The sequence below is a fragment of the Serratia sp. HNCC26DJ244 genome (assembly GCF_057180565.1).
The window spans coordinates 1-17,635 of sequence record NZ_JBXUGO010000034.1; the positions used below are offsets into that span (position 1 = coordinate 1).

The following is a 17,635-nucleotide window of genomic DNA, read 5'->3' on the forward strand; positions in this document are numbered from 1 at the left end:
TACCTTAGCAATGCCATTAGCACCAGTACCATGATGCGTCTGAAAACCTATCGGAAGAATACGCTTGTGAGGGCGTAATGTTTGGGTGGTTGATACTAAAATCTTGTTAGGGCTGCATGGCACGATAGTGCCGTTTCTTGCTTTACGGATGAATTGAACTGTTTTATCACCACCGTTTTCAATAGCATTACGCAGAGTTGAATCAAATTCCTCCATCTGCTTCATGGCAGCATAGATTGGCTGGGAAGTGTAAAAACGTGTGACGGCCAATTCCTCACGACGGTATCCATACATTCGCGAGTGCTGCAGTACGGTATCTTGTTGAAACCTATTGGGGCGGCGCCCATAATAAAATCCAATCAAATTAGCGAGAGTGATTCCACGATCAAGTACTTGCCCGCCTAGGAAAATATTAAGCGGGCTGCGTAGCTTGAGTTGGCCTGTGTCATCTAGCATATTTATGACATTTTCTTCCGAATTAACTTTAGAAATAGTAATGTGATCTTCATTTAGAGCATCAATAACAGCAGCATATACTTCATTAAAGGGAGGGACTGGCTTATTATCCAATCTTAGTGATTTAGATAAATTATCATAAGAATATTTTATAAGATCAATAAACATGGCTTTGTCAGTTTCCGCAGCTTCTTTAAACTGCTTTACAAGCTCATTTGTCAGCCTCTCTTGCCAATCATGGGCACCCTTGCTGGCTTCTGAATGCAAAAGGAAAGAATAACGTAATTTTTTTGAATTTAAATTTGCCTTTATACCGTTTATCCGCTGAATACATCCGCCGGTTATAAATGTGATCAGCGCAGTACAGTACCCCTCAATTTTTTTACTAGTCAAAGCTTTTTCTAGTCTGAAAGTACGTCCATCTGGTTTTTTTAGCCGATCAAATTCTTGGTGATCAACACGGTAATAGATGAAACTTTCCAGCGTATTGTTTATATCGCTAGATAATTCTCCAAAATAAGTATCTCCTCCGACATACTCAGATGGGACTGGCACCAGTTTAGTAAAGGCTGGTCGTATAGGTTTGAATTCAATCACATTGTTTACCTCCACCTCAGTTGGTTGGAGGTAAAGCGAATATGGTGTTGCGGTAACTTGGAGAAAAGAAACGTTGGATATGAGTAAACGAAGCTCGCTAATCATCAATGCGATCTTGTTAGCGTTTATAATATCCCCCTTTTTTGAATACCCTATAGACGCACTATCAGCTTCATCATCTATGATGAGGACGCGTTTTTCAGCCATTTTGGGATGTGATTGGAATAACTCAGTCAAATTGCGTAGATTATCGTCCTGTTTTTTCGCAACGAAGATCATTTTAGAATCAAGTTCAAACTTACCGAATGATTTTGGAGCACTCATGATGTCATAGATTTCAAGCTCCTTTTCATTGACGAACATCTCGAAATCTTTATGTAGTCGTTTATAGGTCTGCTGGATTAATGCTCTAGAGTTTTTGCTAAGGACGATAGCGATGTCGAAACCGTTGTCAAAAGCTAATGCCAGAACACTGATAAAGGTACGCGTTTTTCCGCTTTGAACTTTACCAAGGAGCATGCCAGGCTGCTCGGATGTTGTCGAGTTACTCAGAAGTGCTGAAGTCGTTTCTTCAGCACAAGTGAATGTAGCCTGGTCAAAGTTCTTGTTTGCGTCCTTAAATACTCTATAAAATGGGCCTTCGATTTCAAGAGTTCTCATCATTTCCCCTTTACCCGTTTCGTGTTTCACAATGAGCGTGCAATTAAACTAAATGCATATTACACATTTTGTAAAAATACTAAACAATTGCTGCGTGCTGTGACACAATTCCAACAGAATAAAGTACTGTAACGCAATTGGTGTTCGCTTTTAGCAGACGGTAGCCTGTCAAATCTAATCGAATGCACAGTAGCAAAGGTGCCATATCAAGCACAAATCAGCACAACTAAAAAATATTTATATCCATAGCATTCCACCCAAAAACACTGTTCTGGTACCCCCTTGCAACTGTTTCCAGTCGCCCTATAATCACCCTGTCAATCGTGCTCGTAGAGCACACACCCAAGCGCACCGGTTCCCGCAAGTGCGCGTTTAGAGTTCCCCTCTGAATGGAACCTCCCTGCCGCAAATGCCTTCACCTCAGCGGCAACGCGTAAGCGAGAAGGCCGATCTATCCTCACAGCCTGCTGGCTGACTTTCATCGCGTGATTTATCTGCGACCATTGTCACACGTTTGCACCTACTGTCATCACAGACAGACAATTCGTCATCGTATTAATGATGCTAAACGCATCACATCGCTGCATCAAACAGCAAAATCACGCGACCTGCTCCCAACAGCCTGACCGCTAACATTGCTCCACCTGTCGCAGCCAGCCTGCGGCAACCCCTACACTCACAGGTTCACGCCTGCCCCCATTCAATGCGCCCCGACAGCGCACCTTTTTAACTGCCGCAATAGGCAACACGGCGTCACTTTCAACGCGCAAAGCGAGAAAGTGACGCCGCTCATCACCACCGCGCCAGACCAGACAGAACGCCGCTTTCACGGCTTTTTGAGAATCTGACGCACTCTTTATCCCACCTTTTACAGGAGAAAACCGACCGATACCCATGGCGGGTCACACGACCCGGGGGCATACCTGCATCAGCAGGCGGCTGCACAGCATTCATCACCGAACCCCACCACACCTAAACCGCATCTCACCGGGTGCACAGGTATCGCTCACGGAAAGCGGCTGTTTTGCTTTCCACCCAACCACGCACCCGGAATTGCAGTACAGGAAAAGAAGAGGAAAAAAAGAGCATGAACAAAAAACTCAAACCCGCCCTGAAACAGCTTGCCCGGCAGGCTGGCGGTGCTCATAAAACCGTGCATGATCGTGTATTGATCATTGAGAGCCTGTACACCGAACTCCGGCAGCACAACATCCAGCTCAAACACATCGACCACCTTAAAACCCGTCACATTCAGCACTACATCCAGAACAGACTGGCGCAGGGCATTGACAAACGCACTCTGCAATACGAAATGGCGGCGATTCGGGGCGTACTCAAACAGGCAGGTAGAGAAAAACTGGCAAGTTCAGAAGCGCTGAGCAATCGATCATTGAACATCCACGATAGCTGTCGTGACGGCACCGACACCGCCATTCCCCCCTAACACTACCAGCAGGTGATGCAAGCTGCACAGCAAAAAGATCAAGGGTTAGCAGCGGCGATCCAGCTTGCCCGAGTCATGGGCTTAAGAGGTGAAGAAGCCGTTCAGAGCGTCCAATCTCTCAACACTTGGCACAAAGATCTCAAACAGGGAAAAGAACGCCTGACGGTCGTCTTTGGCACCAAAAGCGGCAGACCACGCGACACCCGCATTATTGAACGCGAACGCGTACAACAGGCCATAAATAACGCCCTGCACATCGCCAAACAACGAAACGGCCTCCTGATCGACAAACCCAGCCTCAAACAGGCCATGACCTACTGGCGCACCCAGACAGGCAGAATTGGCCTCACAGGAAAACATTCACCCCACAGCCTCCGCTATGCGTGGGCGCAGGATGCCATCCAACACTACACACAGCAGGGCTATACAGAAAAAGAAGCGCTGGCGCTAACTTCAATGGATCTGGGCCATGGGGATGGCAGGGGGCGGTATGTAAAGCAGGTGTATGGTAACAGGTTGAGTGTTACGGCGCTGGCGGCACATCTAGGGTATTCGTGGGGGCAGTTGTTGACGGTGCTGAATAGCCGGGAGGTGATCGGCGCGGATTTGGCGGCTCGGCTGGAGTTGGCGGAGCAGGGGAGTATGACTTGTGGCCTTGTCGGCTAGGCATATTGCTGATCTCAACGCTATGCCCAGCCTTTTGTAGTTGTGTGGGCTCAGCCGGGTTGGGCAAAGGCTGTTTCTCTGTAGATTTGCCATGCGCCCGAGGTGTTTCGCAAATCTAGGCTGAAGATGATTTTTTCAGGTCGTTGACCCATGTTCACGTAACGGGTCACGATGGCATGTGCGGTTGTAGCATTGGCTTCGAGGTAGTTGAATTCAACACTGGTACTCAGTGGTGGGGCTCCACTGGCTTTTTTGGCAGCAAAGAAGTCCATGTTTTCTTGACGATTGAGAGTAATGACCTCGCCTGTTTCGTTGATGATGACGATGTAAAGGTCGGGGTGCTAGAGTTTGTCAAGCTCTTCCAGGTTGTAATGACAACCATTGTGGATAAGCCGCTCAATGGTGGCGCGTACTTCTGTGGTGTAGAGTGTAGTCATATGCCAATAGTCCATATCTAATTATGAGTTGAGACTTGTCGAGGTGACGAATGTCACGTGCTTCATGGAATGCAGATGGGGCTGATCGTGGCAAAAAACAAGGCCAGTTATCATTCGCTCCAATCACTGAAATAAAAGCGTAAATTTGTTCAGTGGCTGCCAAGCACCATCACCAAAACACACTCAAAACCATACAGTTAAGCCTACTGATAACGCCATTGCGCTCGTTCAGCAAGTCTATCAGGCAATTTTCCTTATCAGCATCTATACCTGCCTTTAACGGTCGTAGGCGTCCGTTTTCTATTCCTCGTCACCTCAACTTGTAATTGGTACAAACAGTCAGAGAGGAACTGCCGATGTTTCACCTGGCCGATTGTAAGCGTGGATCCTGGCAGGAGAGGGGCGTCACGAAGCGCAAAACGCACATAAAGAAAAAATCTACCGCCCCAGCAACCTGCGGATCAGCAATGACTGCATATCCCGTCTGCCATCCAAAATCACAAAAATCACCACCTGCTGTCCGAGAACCCGATACTCAATATCACAGGATTAAACTGCCGATTTCGTTGGTTGCCAGCAGGAATATTACCCCCGACATCATCAAGATAAATCACTATGAGGATAGGATTTCTTGGCGAAGATGGTTGCCAAAGTGATTTGGTATGGAGTATTACATCGAATATTCATAATTTGTTACTTATTACCCTTGTATTGCTGATTTGTTGTGCTTACAAGAATCAGCATTTAATGTCGCTATGTTGTACACAGGCGATATATTTTGACAATTTAATGGTTTCTTCTAGTTATTTACAATAGGATTGTTATTACATATCAGAATATTAGACTATAAAAATAATAAAATGCAGTTCATAAAACTACTTAAAATATTTGATATGGGTTTTTATATCGCGTATAAAGCGGACCAACAGGACAGGAAGTACTGCATTTTATTACCAGACGAACCATGAACTGGTGCCAATTTTTTGGGCTAGATTTGCTAAAGCTGAGCTGACCGGGTTTGAACAATGCTTTTAAGTATAACGTTGAATGCCAGACACCGAATGACCGTCACATCAAACACCGTAGGTTTCACTGTATTGGGACAAACGGCATCAAGGCTTGCCATCCATAAATCCAAACTGTAATGCACTCGTGAATAGGGATCATATCTGTGTTTTTTTTCATCAAGCCAACATAGGAATCATTATGATTTTAAGAAAGAACGTATTATCCATGGCATTATTTAGCGCGATAGCTGGGTTAAGCTTAAGCGCGAATGCGGCAGATCAAAATACGGCTAATGTCACACTCAGTGGTCTTATCTCTGCCGTTACTTGCGATATTGATGTTAACGGTGTTACTGGCGGAACGACTGTCAATACCGGCGTTCATATCTCCGAGGCGTTTACGGGTAATACCAATAATGTGTCTGGCACACCTGTGACCATGGAAGTGACACTGAAAAACTGCCAAGGTGACACAGGTGCTGGTGAAGGTGGTGGCAATTTATATATTTCCGGCACCACCGCCAATAATGGTAATAACAATATTTTTGTGGGTAATGATTCAGCAACAGGCTTTATGGTACTAAAATCCGGTGGCACCGATTCAGTTGATGCATTACAAAATCACGCCTCTGTACCTCTAAAGGTGTCAGTACCCGATGGCGGTGCGTCATATACCTTTAATGTAGCTATGGCTTCAACCTTAGCTGCGCCAACTGCAGGCTTATATACTGCTCCAATTATTATTTCTTATGCCTCGGAATAATTATTCTGCTAATTAAGAAAACGAAAATAACTATGGGGGAAACCTCATAGTTATCGCACACACATTATTTTTTATTGGAAGTCTATGCCAGAGGGAATCAACGAGGTTGCCTGAGCATGACATGAATAGTGTGGAAAAAGCACAGTATAAAAAGAATACCCAAATGGGATCAGTTTTTGTTGAAAAATTGTTGATAAAGAGAGCACGGGGAAATATGCAGATTCATTCTTATGGGTTAATGCGCCATGCAGCCTTAATGTTGACAATAATGTTATGGTCGGCATCTTCCGTTGCGGGCATTTCACTGACAGCCACACGACTTATTGTTGATGAAAGCCGTGGGGGGAGTAGCATAGGTGTGCGTAGTGATGATAACGCTACAAAACCTTTTCTAATTAGAGCTCAAGTTTTTCGTGATATTGAAGGCCAGGATGCTCAGGTCCCTTTTGTGATCTCTCCCGCACTGTTTCGGCTTGAGCCAGGAAGTCAGCATCAGTTCCGGGTGATGAAAAAAGGGGGCGCATTGCCTCAGGATAAAGAATCCCTTTTTTATCTTCGTGTGGCTGCCTTACCTGCAACATCAGGGCCATCTCAAGCCGTGCTCCCGACTCCAGAAGGCGCCTTGACTGTTGCTACGGGCAATATCATTAAGTTGTTTTATCGCCCTAATGGTTTATCGGTGACACAAAAAGCGGCGATGGGGCAATTGCAATTCACCGCCGTAGGCAACCAGCTCAACGTCTCCAATCCCACACCGTATTACATCACCCTCAGTTCACTGAAGGTGAATGGTAAATCGGTGAATATCCGCACCACGCGCGAACAAAATATGATCGCCCCCTATGGCAACCAGCGCTATGGGAATGCCCCCACTACGGGAAGTGTTCAATGGAGTGCCATTAATGATCATGGTGGCCGGGAAGCGTTTCATGGCTCAATCCAATAGTTATCTGCAGCTATTCATCGCTATGGGCTGCTGCCTCATCGGCGGTCAGGTTATCGCCAGTACCCCGATAGGTAGCGCTGGAACAACTCAATTTGTTGCCACCATCAATGATGGTAGTTGTGAGCTGGACTATACCAGTGGGCATGCACTGGCCTTTATGCCGCGGAATGCAGCGGACTTTTCGCCAGGCAAAACGGTTGAAGTTAAGCCGATTGAGGTCAATATGCGCTGCAATTATGCCGTTACTCCGCAAGTGATGATCACCGGTAAGACCCCCTATTCAGCCAACCAGCAGGTGTTTCTTGACGCCAATAGCCAATGGACAACGAATACTAATGGGGTGGGGTTTATGGTTCAGCCGGTAACGTCGGTGGCAGAGCGCGATACACCGCCGTCATTGAGTGATTTTTATCCCAGTGGTTTGGCAGGCAAGGCCATTGCGAATGGTGAAACTATGACGCTGCTACCACTAAACCAGGCTAACGGGTTCAGTGAAAACCAAGTGCTGTGGGTCGGTTTGGTGGGCATGGTTGACAGCAACCAAATAACACCGGGCGCATTTCAGGCGACGATAACCATCACGGGGATCATTCCATAATGGAAGGACGGTCAAGATGAGATTGTTAGCATTATGCCAGAAGTCATCTTGGCGTTATGTCGGGTCGTTACTGCTAGGTTTGGGCGGCATAAGTATCACCGCTAGAGCGGCGGATTCGGTGAATGTCAGCTTTTCAGCGGAATTTGTCGCACCCACTTGTACCATGAAGGTGCCCTCTTCGGTTAATTTCACCGCCAATGGATCCTCGCTTCAGTCTTCAGCCTTAACCGGTGAAGGGGTGGCAGCGATTGGCGGGGTGGAGCTTGCTTTTAGTAATTGTAGTAATCAGAGTTTTGCCGCCGCAATCCCACAGATTATCGTTACCGGAAGAACGGTGCGATTGGGGGGGAGTGATTACTATTTTGCTGATGCGCCGACGTTAGCAAAGCCTGCAAATGGCTATGGCGTGAAATTGTCGGTCAACGGCCAGCCGCTTTTTCAGGACAACAGCAATATTGCTGTTACTGGTGGTGTACTTGGCGGGGGCGTGATCCGTGTAAAAACGGGGAGTACGGTTACGTCATTAAATGGCACCGTGTTGAATTTAACAGCGCAATTATCATGTGGAAGTTATTCCCCTTGTAGTGATGCACCGTCACATGAATTGGGGGCGTTTAAAGCCACGGTGACCTTTCAATTGGCTTATGAGTGATCCCGGAAAATAAATAGATGAAAAAAATTCGTAATGTGTTGACGGTGTTGTGGGTTGCATTATGGGGGGGCTACCCAATGCTGGGGGCTACGGAAGGGATCAAACTGCCCCAGACGCGTGTGATTTATCACGCAGAGAATAAAAGCACCACTGCGGGCATTCAAAATCTGAGTGATATTCCCTACCTAGTGAAGGCCGAGGTGGTGAATCTTCCCGGGCAGCCTGAGCAACCAGCCGCTCCTTTTTTAGTCACACCGCCTTTATTTCGCTTAGAGCCACAAGAACAGTTCCGGGTTCGTATTTTACTGCAGGGAAAAGCAAATTTACCCATTGATCGGGAATCTGTGTTTTATCTGAGTTTTTTGGCGATCCCTTCCACATCCCAACCGGGTCAGGCGGCGGAGACTGCTGTCACCGCCCGGTTATCTATAGGGATACAGCCGCTAATCAAATTGTTTTATCGCCCCGCAGCATTACCAATGACGGCGCGTGAGGCACAAAACAAACTGGTATTTCGTGCTTATCGGGATGAGGTGGTAATGGAAAATCCTACCCCCTATTACCTGACGTTAAATACGCTCGAGCTTAAAGGGCAAAACATCGACTTGGCGCAAACCGGAGCGATGATCGCCCCGTTTTCCAAGAAAACCTACCAGGTAATGGGGCAAACAGCTAAGGCGACTTATAGCACCATTAATGATTACGGCGCAGTGAGTCAACCCTATCAACTGGCCATTTCCGCTTCGGGGGGCAGACCATGAGTTTGGGCTGGCATCAAGCATTTGGATATGCAGTGAGAAATCGCCGATATCTGTGGATGGGGATATTACTGTTTCTTTGCGCTGGGCACGCTTGGGCTGGAAATGCCAATGAACGCCAGGGCATTACCTTGCAATCCACGCGCGTTATTTATCCGGCTAATGAGACCAAAGGGGTAACCTTTGCCGTCACTAACGATACTCAGTCGGTGTACTTGGTGCAATCGCGCGTTGAGGCCTGGCCGACCTCACTTGCTGAACCGGTCGATGCATCCAGTAAGATGAAAGCGGCTTCACCGTTTATCGTCCTGCCGCCATTAACTCGCCTAGAGTCCAAGGATACGCTCACATTGCGTATTCGTTTGATTGAAAAAATATTACCCGCAGACCGTGAGTCTGTCTTTGCGTTTCAGGTCAAAGCGATCCCAAGCCAAAGTGAAGATGACAAACAGCCTGAGAGCAATGGGGCTGGGCAAGCGCGCATTATCTTGGCATTACAAAATACCTTGAAGCTGTTCTATCGCCCTGAGGGGTTACCGCCGTATGACGTTCAACAGGTTGCCCAGTCCTTGCAATTTCAGCGTCAGGGAACGCAGCTTGTCGTGACTAATCCTACCGCGTTTTATGCCACGTTTGATGAATTGTCAGTAGCAGGAAAACCCATTGGGGCAGACGCATTATTTAGCATGGTGCCACCGCTGGGGCAGCAAACCTACCCTTTGCCAAATGCGGTGTCATCAGGCGAAGTTCGCTGGCGGTTACTTGATGACTATGGTGTCAAGACAGAGCCTGTGACACGCACACTGAATAATAATCGTTGAGAAAATAGATGATTAGGCCTTATTACACTCAGCTTTCCTACAGACGGCTAGGTAAAAAAAAGTTTTCGTATCATCCTTTAATGTTTGCCTTATGTTTGGGATGTCACCCGGTGTTGGCAGATGATTACTTTGACCCTGCTTTTTTGGGTGAAGCAACACCGGTGGATTTATCGGCATTTTCTAAGCCTGGCGGTGTCGCTGAAGGGGAATACACGGTAGTGGTATTGATCAATCAGCAGGCCACCGGGGAATTTACGCTGATCTTTCAGAAAAATGCCCAAGGCCAAGTGGTTCCCTTACTCACGATTGTACAGTTGGAACAGTGGGGGGTGGATGTCAATAATATTCCGACACTCAAAGCCCTTGACCCACAGACGGTGATTGATGATTTAGCCTCTTATATTCCTCAGGCGACGACTAAGCTGGATCTTGCCAATTCGCGTTTAACTGTCAGCGTGCCACAAATAGCCATGCAGCGTTCCTATGGCAACTGGGCTGATCCCAGTTTATGGGATCACGGCATTCCGGCATTTTTGACTAACTACAGTATTAGCGCCGGTCGGACAACCAATACGGCGGACGGACAAAGAATACAGAATGATAATATGTTTGCCTCGTTCCGCATGGGGGCTAATGTAGGGCCGTGGCGGCAACGCAGTACCATGACTTATACCCAATCCCGTGATAGTGGCGGGGACTATAGTGCTAATCATTCACAAACCCAATTCTCCAATACCTATTTGTCCCGTGATCTTCGCGGATTACGTTCAAGCCTGTTGTTGGGAGAAAGCAGTACCGGCAGTGAGATCCTGGACAGTGTGCCTTTCAAGGGGATCAAACTGAGCTCGAATGAGCAAATGCTGCCCAATCAGTTACGCGGGTTTGCACCGATTATTAGCGGGGTTGCCAATAGCAACGCACGCGTCACGGTGCGCCAGAACGGGAGTATTGTCTATGAAACCTATGTGGCGCCGGGGCCTTTTGCGATTAATGACATTCAACAATCCGGGATGTCGGGCAATTATGATGTCACCCTGACCGAAGCGGATGGCACGGTGCGCCAGTTCACTGTGCCTTACTCGTCTTTACCGATGATGTTACGTCCCGGTGGTTGGAAGTATGAATTGACCGGCGGGCGTTATGACGGAGGTTATACCACTCAGTCACGAAATGCCGATTTTCTCTTGCTGACCGGTGTGTACGGGTTACCGCAGGATGTCACGGTGTACGGTGGGACACTGTTGTCCAAAGATTATCGAACGGCCAGTGGTGGCATGGGGATATCGTTGGGCCATATTGGTGCTGTTTCTGTTGATATGACTCACTCTGCCGCGCAGTTTGAACAAGAGGGTACCAAAACTGGGCAATCTTACCGTGTGCGCTATTCCAAAAGTCTGTTGTCAACCGGGACCGCGGTTGATTTAACGGCATTACGTTATTCGACCAAGCATTATTACAGTTTTAGTGAATTTAATAGTGAGGGATATCAATTAAGTGAGGGGGTGACACCGTGGGTGGCACAACGTCGGCGTAGCAGTCTCCAAATCCAGTTAAGTCAGCAGATGGGAGATTGGGGGGCATTGAACTTCCGTGCTAATCGAGATGATTATTGGGGCAGTGACCGAAGCTTGAGGGGGTTGTCTCTGGGCTACAGTAATAATATCCACGGGATTAACTATGGTATTAATTACAACATTGACCGGGTGAAAAGTAGTTCGGGGTACTGGCCGGAAAATCGCCAAATCTCGCTGAATATCAGTATACCCTTTAGCATGTTGGGCTCCTCACCGATACTGCAATCTCACTATGCAACGACATCAATAACCCATGACAACCGTGGGCAGACGCAGAGCCAAACGGGGCTGAGTGGCCATTTACCGAACAGCAATGTGAATTACAATTTATCGCAAAGCTGGGGTAATCAAGGCCAAACGGCAAATAGTAATCTCAATGTGGGGTATCACGGCAGCAAAGGGACACTGAGCAGCGGGTATAGTTACAGCCATCAATCAAATAGCCTAAATATGACCGCCAGTGGAGGGGTATTGATACATGCAGAGGGGATCACGCTGTCCAATACACTGGGGGATTCAGTGGCACTTGTCAGTGCCCCTGATGCATTTGGGGTGAAAACTAATAGCAGCAATGCGGTTACTGATTGGCGAGGTTATGCGGTTGTTCCTTATCTTTCGGCTTATACCAGAAACAATGTCGGGCTTGATCCGAGTACGTTACCTGATGATGTCGAATTAGTGCGTTCCAATATCAATTTGTATCCGACGCAAGGTGCGGTGGTTAAGGCGACCTTCGCTACGCGTGTCGGTTATCAGGCATTGATTACCTTAATGCATGATCAAGGCATGGTTCCTTTTGGGGCCATCGCATCGTTAATGGGCGTCCGACCGGGGGAGGAAAATAGTGCGATTGTCGGGGATAATGGCCTGGTCTATATGAGTGGATTACCGAAATCCGGCAGTATTGTGGTGAAGTGGGGGAATATATCCTCGCAACACTGTACGGCCACATTTGACGAAAAAACATTAACCCTTAATCCTGAGAATGGTATTCGCCAGGTGACGCTGAGATGTTTATTTGAAGCACCTGAAATTCAAGCGGCAAGTAACGGCTAGCCGAATAGGGTGACATAAATGAATCCTGAAATAGATACTGCCGTTGGTTTTTTGGGCAACATAAAGGATTAATGGCGCAAGCTAAAATTGTTCCATTTTCTATTTTATTAAACTGAACTTATTTATCGTGGTGTTTTTAGAACGCTATAAATTTATATTTAACACTAGAAATGACAGGATAAGAATAATGAAAACTATTACCATGCTCTATGCAGGTTTAGTCTCTCGACGTGCCAAACGTCAGTTATTGAGTTTGAGACAGGGTGCAGTGGGTGGCGTCGCTCTTTTCATGCTTTGTCCTGCTTTTGCGGTTGACTATACCGTTTTCCCTGGGAGTGTGATGCAGCTGACTACCATTAACGGGCAGCTTAGCGGCGGGACCGGCACGACAATTACCAGCTCAAGCTATTCTTTGCGTATGGCGGGTGGTGGGCTGACAACCGTTAGTATTGATAGCTCCTGTCAAGTACCCGTCACGGTAAATGGTTATACCGGGACCGCGGCAGTGGGTGGGCGCACTGATATTGTGGTGGGGGTAACCGGTACCAGTAGCGGGGCGAAAGTTAATATCGGCACCACATCTGCGGCGGTGTCTGGTAAGCAAAATATCTACTCCATTGCGGGCAGTTGGGACAAGTATGGCAAGATAAGTTCATCCACCGCATCCGCAGCGAGTTTGGGCCGGAATTGCCTCTACCCGGCAGGGGCCCCCACCAGTGGGAGCATATATTATACTGGTGCCGCTAATACGAATGCAGGGAATGTTCCTGCCACCCTTAATTTGAATATCTGGGCTTATATTGGTCCTAATGTTCCCTATGGAAATTATAACTTGACGCAATTATTTTTTCGTCAGGGAGTTTCAACCGGGACGGCAACATTGGTTTCAAGTAAAGCTATTCTCAATCCAGGTGATAGGCTGATTGTTAGAGCGCCCCCTTGTTCGTTAGGTGTGGGCAAAAGTACGGTCACTTTTACTAACCTGTCGACATCTTCCGATATGTCAGCATCAGTCGGGGATAGCTTATCCGTGAATTGTACTGGCAGCTCAGTCAGTGCTAAAGCCTATGTGAGAGCCACTGGGATAACAGGAACGACAACGGCTGATCTGTATGGGCTGGGGCTGATCAATAGTGATACCAAACAATCAAAGGTGGATGGTACAGGGATCATTATTCGTGGTGAACTGGGAAATTCCCGCGCAAAAAACTGTTCGGGAGGTAGGGAGGCAAGTTCAGTTTTATTTGCTCCCCAATCATTATTGCCGGGATATTATGTGTTCGATCTCTCTGCTACTAGCCGTAATATCGCAATCCCACTGGAGTGGTACGCCTGTACAACATCTAAGACTGTGCCAGGAAAATACACTGGTGCGGTAACGCTGGGTATTACCTATCAGTAAATGGCTGATTTACCCCAGACGAGAGAGTGCCGCTTAGTGACCAGTAACATGCCTGGCTTTCTACATCACAGTGCAGTGAGTAGAAAACCAGGACATGAATCTACGGCGGACTTAAATTAAGTTACGCTCCTTTAATTTGTTGCGGCTTCATAAGTCAGCACTTCATCTGCCTGCGTGGTCAGGGTGATGTTATTGGCCGAGTCATGTAACAAAACATCTTGTATATAGCTGAAGTTCCATGCCTTTTGCGTATCAAGATAAGTCACGCTATCGAATTGACTGTTATGTAGAAAGGAAATATTGGTCGCAATGGCGTGGTTAAATCTGACATTTTCAAAATGCAGGTTTTGATGATACGCATCACGTGGGAAAGTGAAGCCATAAGCCGCTTCCATCTCCGCAATAGTCATACCATCAACCAGGATGCTGTTCTTGGTACCGCCATCAATGCTGATATTCTGCACTTGTACATCACGAAACTGTGCCGGTTCTGATGCAGGCACCGCGTCATTAACATCAGAAGCGTACTTGATAGTAAAGATAAACGGTTGCTGGCCAAGGGATGACATTGCATTATCGCGGAATACCACGTTACGTGCACCACCACCATAGTAGGGGCGGCTTTTCATCCGTAGACCAACATCGGTCAGGTACATCACATTATCTTCCGCCAGAATATTCTCGATCCAGGCACCAGTGTGGCTACCAGCGACAACGGCCCCGTGACCATTACGGAAATAGTTATTGAAAATCCAGGTGCCACTTTGCGGTGGTTGGTGATACTCCTCAACTCCTGCGCCGAAACCTGCCGCGAAGTTTACGCAATCATCGCCAGTATCGAAGAAGCTGTTAAACACCATGGCGTTCTGGCTATTACCAAACTCCAGCCCGTCGGCGTTATTGGCATCGTAGGTTTTGTTAATAATGCCATTAATGGTGATATTCTGGTTTTCCAACATCATGATGCCATGATAGGCCGGGTTTAATATGGTCAACTGGCCAATATAGAGATTCTCAACACCGCGTAAGGTGATTAAGCTGGAGCGTCGGTTACTGTATGCGGTGCTGGCAGGAAGACCATCAGCAATCCCCTGTGCAGTTTGTGCTGCGGCGAGAATACCGTCCGTATTGACCTTATTGACATTACTGGCACGATATTGTGGCAGTGTGTTACCCGTTTCATCGGTGAGATTGTCCGGGCCACCCGCTTTGATGCCGCGTACCCAGCCATTGCCGTCAATGGTTCCCTGACCAACAATACGAATATTCTTGAAGGTACCGGCATGGGCAGAGCCAGTATCATTGGGCTTTAGCGCATTAATCAATGATGGCGGACGTTTTGGCAGTGGGGCAGGGAGCTGATAAGGATAGAGGTAATAGCCTTTTTCCAGCGGGTAATCGTCAGGGGATGCTGACCCTAGCAAAGTGGCATTGGCGGCGACTTCCAGCGTCATATCACTGTGTAAGAACAGTGCGCCGGTTTTAAAGGTGCCCGGGGGAATGAGCACTTTACAGCCTTGCGGATACAGTTCAATGGTGCAGCTATCAATGGCTGTTTGGATTGCCACGGTATCCAGTGTCGTACCATCACCAACTGCGCCGTAGTTTTGGATATTGACCACTTGGGGCGCTGTGGGGGTTGTAAATGCCAGTGGTAAACTTTCTATCGATTCGGTTCCATCAGCATAAACTGCACGTACCGTAAATTGGTAGGTGGTTTCAGGCGTTAAGTTCTGAACAGTAAAATTATGCAGGCTGATTTTGCTATGCCACTGATTAGGATCCCGGTTTTGATAAAAATTATCGATATAGGGCTTAGCCGGTGAGTAGGCATCGTGGTTGGCTTTGGTGCCACCAAGCAATTTGCCATTCATATAGACGTTATAATCGCTGATATTGTTGTATTGTTGCGGCTTGTTCCATACTAGCACCACACTATGTTCATCATAGGCAAGTGGCGGAATACGCACATTTTGTGGTGCGGCAGAGCGATCAACGGGGGAGTCTGAATTCGAGTTCTCGTTTGAGTTTGAGTTTGAGTTTGAGTTTGAGTTTGAGTTTGAGTTCTCATTCGAGTTCGAGTTTTCATTCGAGTTCGCGTTTTCGCTTGAGTTCGTGTTTGAGTTCATGTTTGAACTCGAGCCATTATCGCACCCACTAACTAATACACTGAATACCAGGGGTAGACAGCAGGCAATACGGCGAGAAAATAAAAAACCAGACATGTTCTTCTCCAATCAGGTTAACGTGATGTTTAAACATCATTTTTCTGGAAAAAGTTTCTATTTTTTGATTGCCGCAGTGACCAGTATCGATAAGCGGCATCACGGCAATAATGTAGTTTTATTTATTGAAATACAATTTCAATAAATAGAAAATATCATTCTTTTTTTGATTAAAATCGATTTTTTGTTTGTTATTGTCAGGAAGATCACAGAGGAGGGGGGAACACTGCGATATCAGCCGCACCGCTAAGGGTGTTCAAGAATAGATCGCTATGAACGGAAAATGTTCACTCAGAATGTCAGACCGCGTTTTATTGAAAAGTGGGGGTTGCCAAGGCAAAACGATTGGTACATAATGCGCCCCACGTTGGTAGCGAATGTTCAAAAGCATTTAATATCAATGTGTTAAATTTGAGCTTGGTTTTTTTCTGGCTCAAAATGCGAAAATCATGCTGTTAAACAACAGATGACGCAGTAATAAGTAAGCCAGTAATAAGTCAATGATAAGATAGTACCTATGCGACGCGGGAATAGCTCAGTTGGTAGAGCACGACCTTGCCAAGGTCGGGGTCGCGAGTTCGAGTCTCGTTTCCCGCTCCAAATCTCCTTCCAGTGCGTGCTTTTAAGCACCACACTTCAATGAAGTAAAAGCGTAAATTTCTCATTCACTTCCATGTAGCAGCACTGCACAGTACTTAAATCCAGACCATGTAAGTCCACTGATAACTCCAACAACACTGATCAGCAAGTCCATCCCGGCAATGCAGTACAAAAACACACCCGAAACCCGCAACACCAACCATTTGGACAAACAATCGCCCCCACAATTGAATGAACCGAACAGCAGATGTACAATCTAAATGTACATTAAAAGAGGCATAACATGCGTACATACACCTCAACACAAGCACGCGCCAATATCTCGGAAGTATTGGATGCCGCTACACATGGCGAACCCGTAGAAATCACCCGTAGAGATGGAAGCGCAGCGGTTGTCATCAGCAAAGCGCAATTCGAGGCCTACCAGAATGCCAAACTGGATGCGGAATTTGACCTCATCATGCAGCGTCATGGGCATACCGTAGAGGCGCTGACAAACCGATAATATGGATGAGTGCACAGGAAGTCATCGCCTTTCATGAGCGGATACTGCAACTGCTACCCGGCGTGACTGGCATGCCTGACCCCGGCAGAGCCGAAGCCCTCATCTATCGCGTGCAAAACCGGGCGCACTACGAAGGCGTAACCGATGTCTATGAACTGGCTGCTACCTACTGGGTGGCTATTGCGCGTGGACACATTTTTAATGATGGCAACAAGCGCACCGCGTTTTTTGTCACCATGACCTTTCTCTACCGTAACGGAATCAACATCCGCGATCACGACAACACACTGGAAAATCTGACCGTAGACGCTGCCACAGGCAACAAAACCGTTGACCAGTTAGCACAGCACTTGCGAGCACTGACCGACACGTCCAACCCGGCGCGTTGAGTTAAATATCGGCTGATTGATTGCTGATGATTTTCTCAACCCGAACGGTGAACTCGCGTTGCGTGATTAAAATAATGTA

12 protein-coding genes, 1 tRNA gene and 2 pseudogenes are annotated in these 17,635 nt (G+C 47.2%); 12 read left to right on the forward strand and 3 right to left on the reverse strand.

Annotated elements, in window-relative coordinates; genetic code table 11:
- Window positions 1–1,713: DEAD/DEAH box helicase family protein (locus tag AC2A06_RS17805; RefSeq protein WP_484381151.1), on the reverse strand; the 1,713-nt coding region annotated here is incomplete at its 3' end.
- Window positions 1,714–2,800: 1,087 nt separating this feature from the next.
- On the opposite strand from AC2A06_RS17805, the pseudogene AC2A06_RS17810 reads away from it, so the two are divergent.
- A pseudogene (locus tag AC2A06_RS17810) lies at window positions 2,801–3,673 on the forward strand (integrase domain-containing protein); the annotation flags it as partial.
- A 200-nt stretch (window positions 3,674–3,873) separates the two neighbouring features.
- Here the strand turns inward: AC2A06_RS17810 and AC2A06_RS17815 are convergent.
- Window positions 3,874–4,095: a hypothetical protein gene (locus tag AC2A06_RS17815; RefSeq protein WP_484381152.1), complete on the reverse strand. Its 222-nt coding sequence runs from the start codon at window positions 4,093–4,095 to the stop codon at window positions 3,874–3,876.
- Window positions 4,096–5,466: 1,371 nt separating this feature from the next.
- Between AC2A06_RS17815 and AC2A06_RS17820 the strand changes: the two genes are divergently transcribed.
- The 8 genes from AC2A06_RS17820 to AC2A06_RS17855 all read left to right on the forward strand — a co-directional run bounded on the left by AC2A06_RS17820 (window position 5,467) and on the right by AC2A06_RS17855 (window position 13,837).
- Entirely contained in the window at window positions 5,467–6,030 is a 564-nt protein-coding gene (locus tag AC2A06_RS17820) for a fimbrial protein (RefSeq protein ID WP_484381153.1), read from the forward strand.
- 121 nt (window positions 6,031–6,151) lie between these two features.
- On the forward strand, window positions 6,152–6,976 hold the full coding sequence (locus AC2A06_RS17825; protein WP_484381154.1) for a fimbrial biogenesis chaperone: 825 nt from the start codon (window positions 6,152–6,154) through the stop codon (window positions 6,974–6,976).
- Window positions 6,960–7,574, forward strand: a complete 615-nt coding sequence (locus AC2A06_RS17830) for an SH3 domain-containing protein (RefSeq protein WP_484381155.1) — start codon at window positions 6,960–6,962, stop codon at window positions 7,572–7,574. The genes AC2A06_RS17825 and AC2A06_RS17830 overlap by 17 nt, the downstream gene beginning before the upstream one ends.
- Window positions 7,575–7,590: 16 nt before the next feature.
- Window positions 7,591–8,226: a hypothetical protein gene (locus AC2A06_RS17835; RefSeq protein WP_484381156.1), complete on the forward strand. Its 636-nt coding sequence runs from the start codon at window positions 7,591–7,593 to the stop codon at window positions 8,224–8,226.
- Between the two features lie 17 nt (window positions 8,227–8,243).
- Window positions 8,244–8,987, forward strand: coding sequence for a fimbrial biogenesis chaperone (locus tag AC2A06_RS17840; RefSeq protein ID WP_484381157.1), 744 nt, complete (start codon window positions 8,244–8,246; stop codon window positions 8,985–8,987).
- Window positions 8,988–9,019: 32 nt separating this feature from the next.
- Complete coding sequence (locus AC2A06_RS17845; protein ID WP_484381158.1) at window positions 9,020–9,805, forward strand: fimbrial biogenesis chaperone; 786 nt, start codon at window positions 9,020–9,022, stop codon at window positions 9,803–9,805.
- An 8-nt stretch (window positions 9,806–9,813) separates the two neighbouring features.
- A complete protein-coding gene (locus AC2A06_RS17850) occupies window positions 9,814–12,435 on the forward strand; it encodes a fimbria/pilus outer membrane usher protein (protein ID WP_484381159.1) in 2,622 nt (873 codons plus the stop codon).
- A 187-nt stretch (window positions 12,436–12,622) separates the two neighbouring features.
- Window positions 12,623–13,837 (forward strand): hypothetical protein, encoded by a 1,215-nt coding sequence (locus tag AC2A06_RS17855; protein WP_484381160.1) that lies wholly within the window; start codon window positions 12,623–12,625, stop codon window positions 13,835–13,837.
- Between the two features lie 131 nt (window positions 13,838–13,968).
- Here the strand turns inward: AC2A06_RS17855 and AC2A06_RS17860 are convergent.
- Window positions 13,969–15,864, reverse strand: a pseudogene (locus AC2A06_RS17860) (glycosyl hydrolase family 28 protein); the annotation flags it as partial.
- Window positions 15,865–16,586: 722 nt separating this feature from the next.
- Between AC2A06_RS17860 and AC2A06_RS17865 the strand changes: the two are divergent.
- The 3 genes from AC2A06_RS17865 (at window position 16,587) to AC2A06_RS17875 (ending at window position 17,556) form a co-directional block, all read left to right on the forward strand.
- Window positions 16,587–16,662: transfer RNA gene (locus tag AC2A06_RS17865), tRNA-Gly, on the forward strand.
- A gap of 283 nt (window positions 16,663–16,945) precedes the next feature.
- Window positions 16,946–17,167: a type II toxin-antitoxin system Phd/YefM family antitoxin gene (locus tag AC2A06_RS17870; protein WP_484381161.1), complete on the forward strand. Its 222-nt coding sequence runs from the start codon at window positions 16,946–16,948 to the stop codon at window positions 17,165–17,167.
- Window positions 17,164–17,556, forward strand: coding sequence for a type II toxin-antitoxin system death-on-curing family toxin (locus tag AC2A06_RS17875; RefSeq protein ID WP_484381162.1), 393 nt, complete (start codon window positions 17,164–17,166; stop codon window positions 17,554–17,556). Before AC2A06_RS17870 ends, AC2A06_RS17875 begins: the two co-directional genes overlap by 4 nt.
- Window positions 17,557–17,635 lie beyond the last annotated feature (79 nt).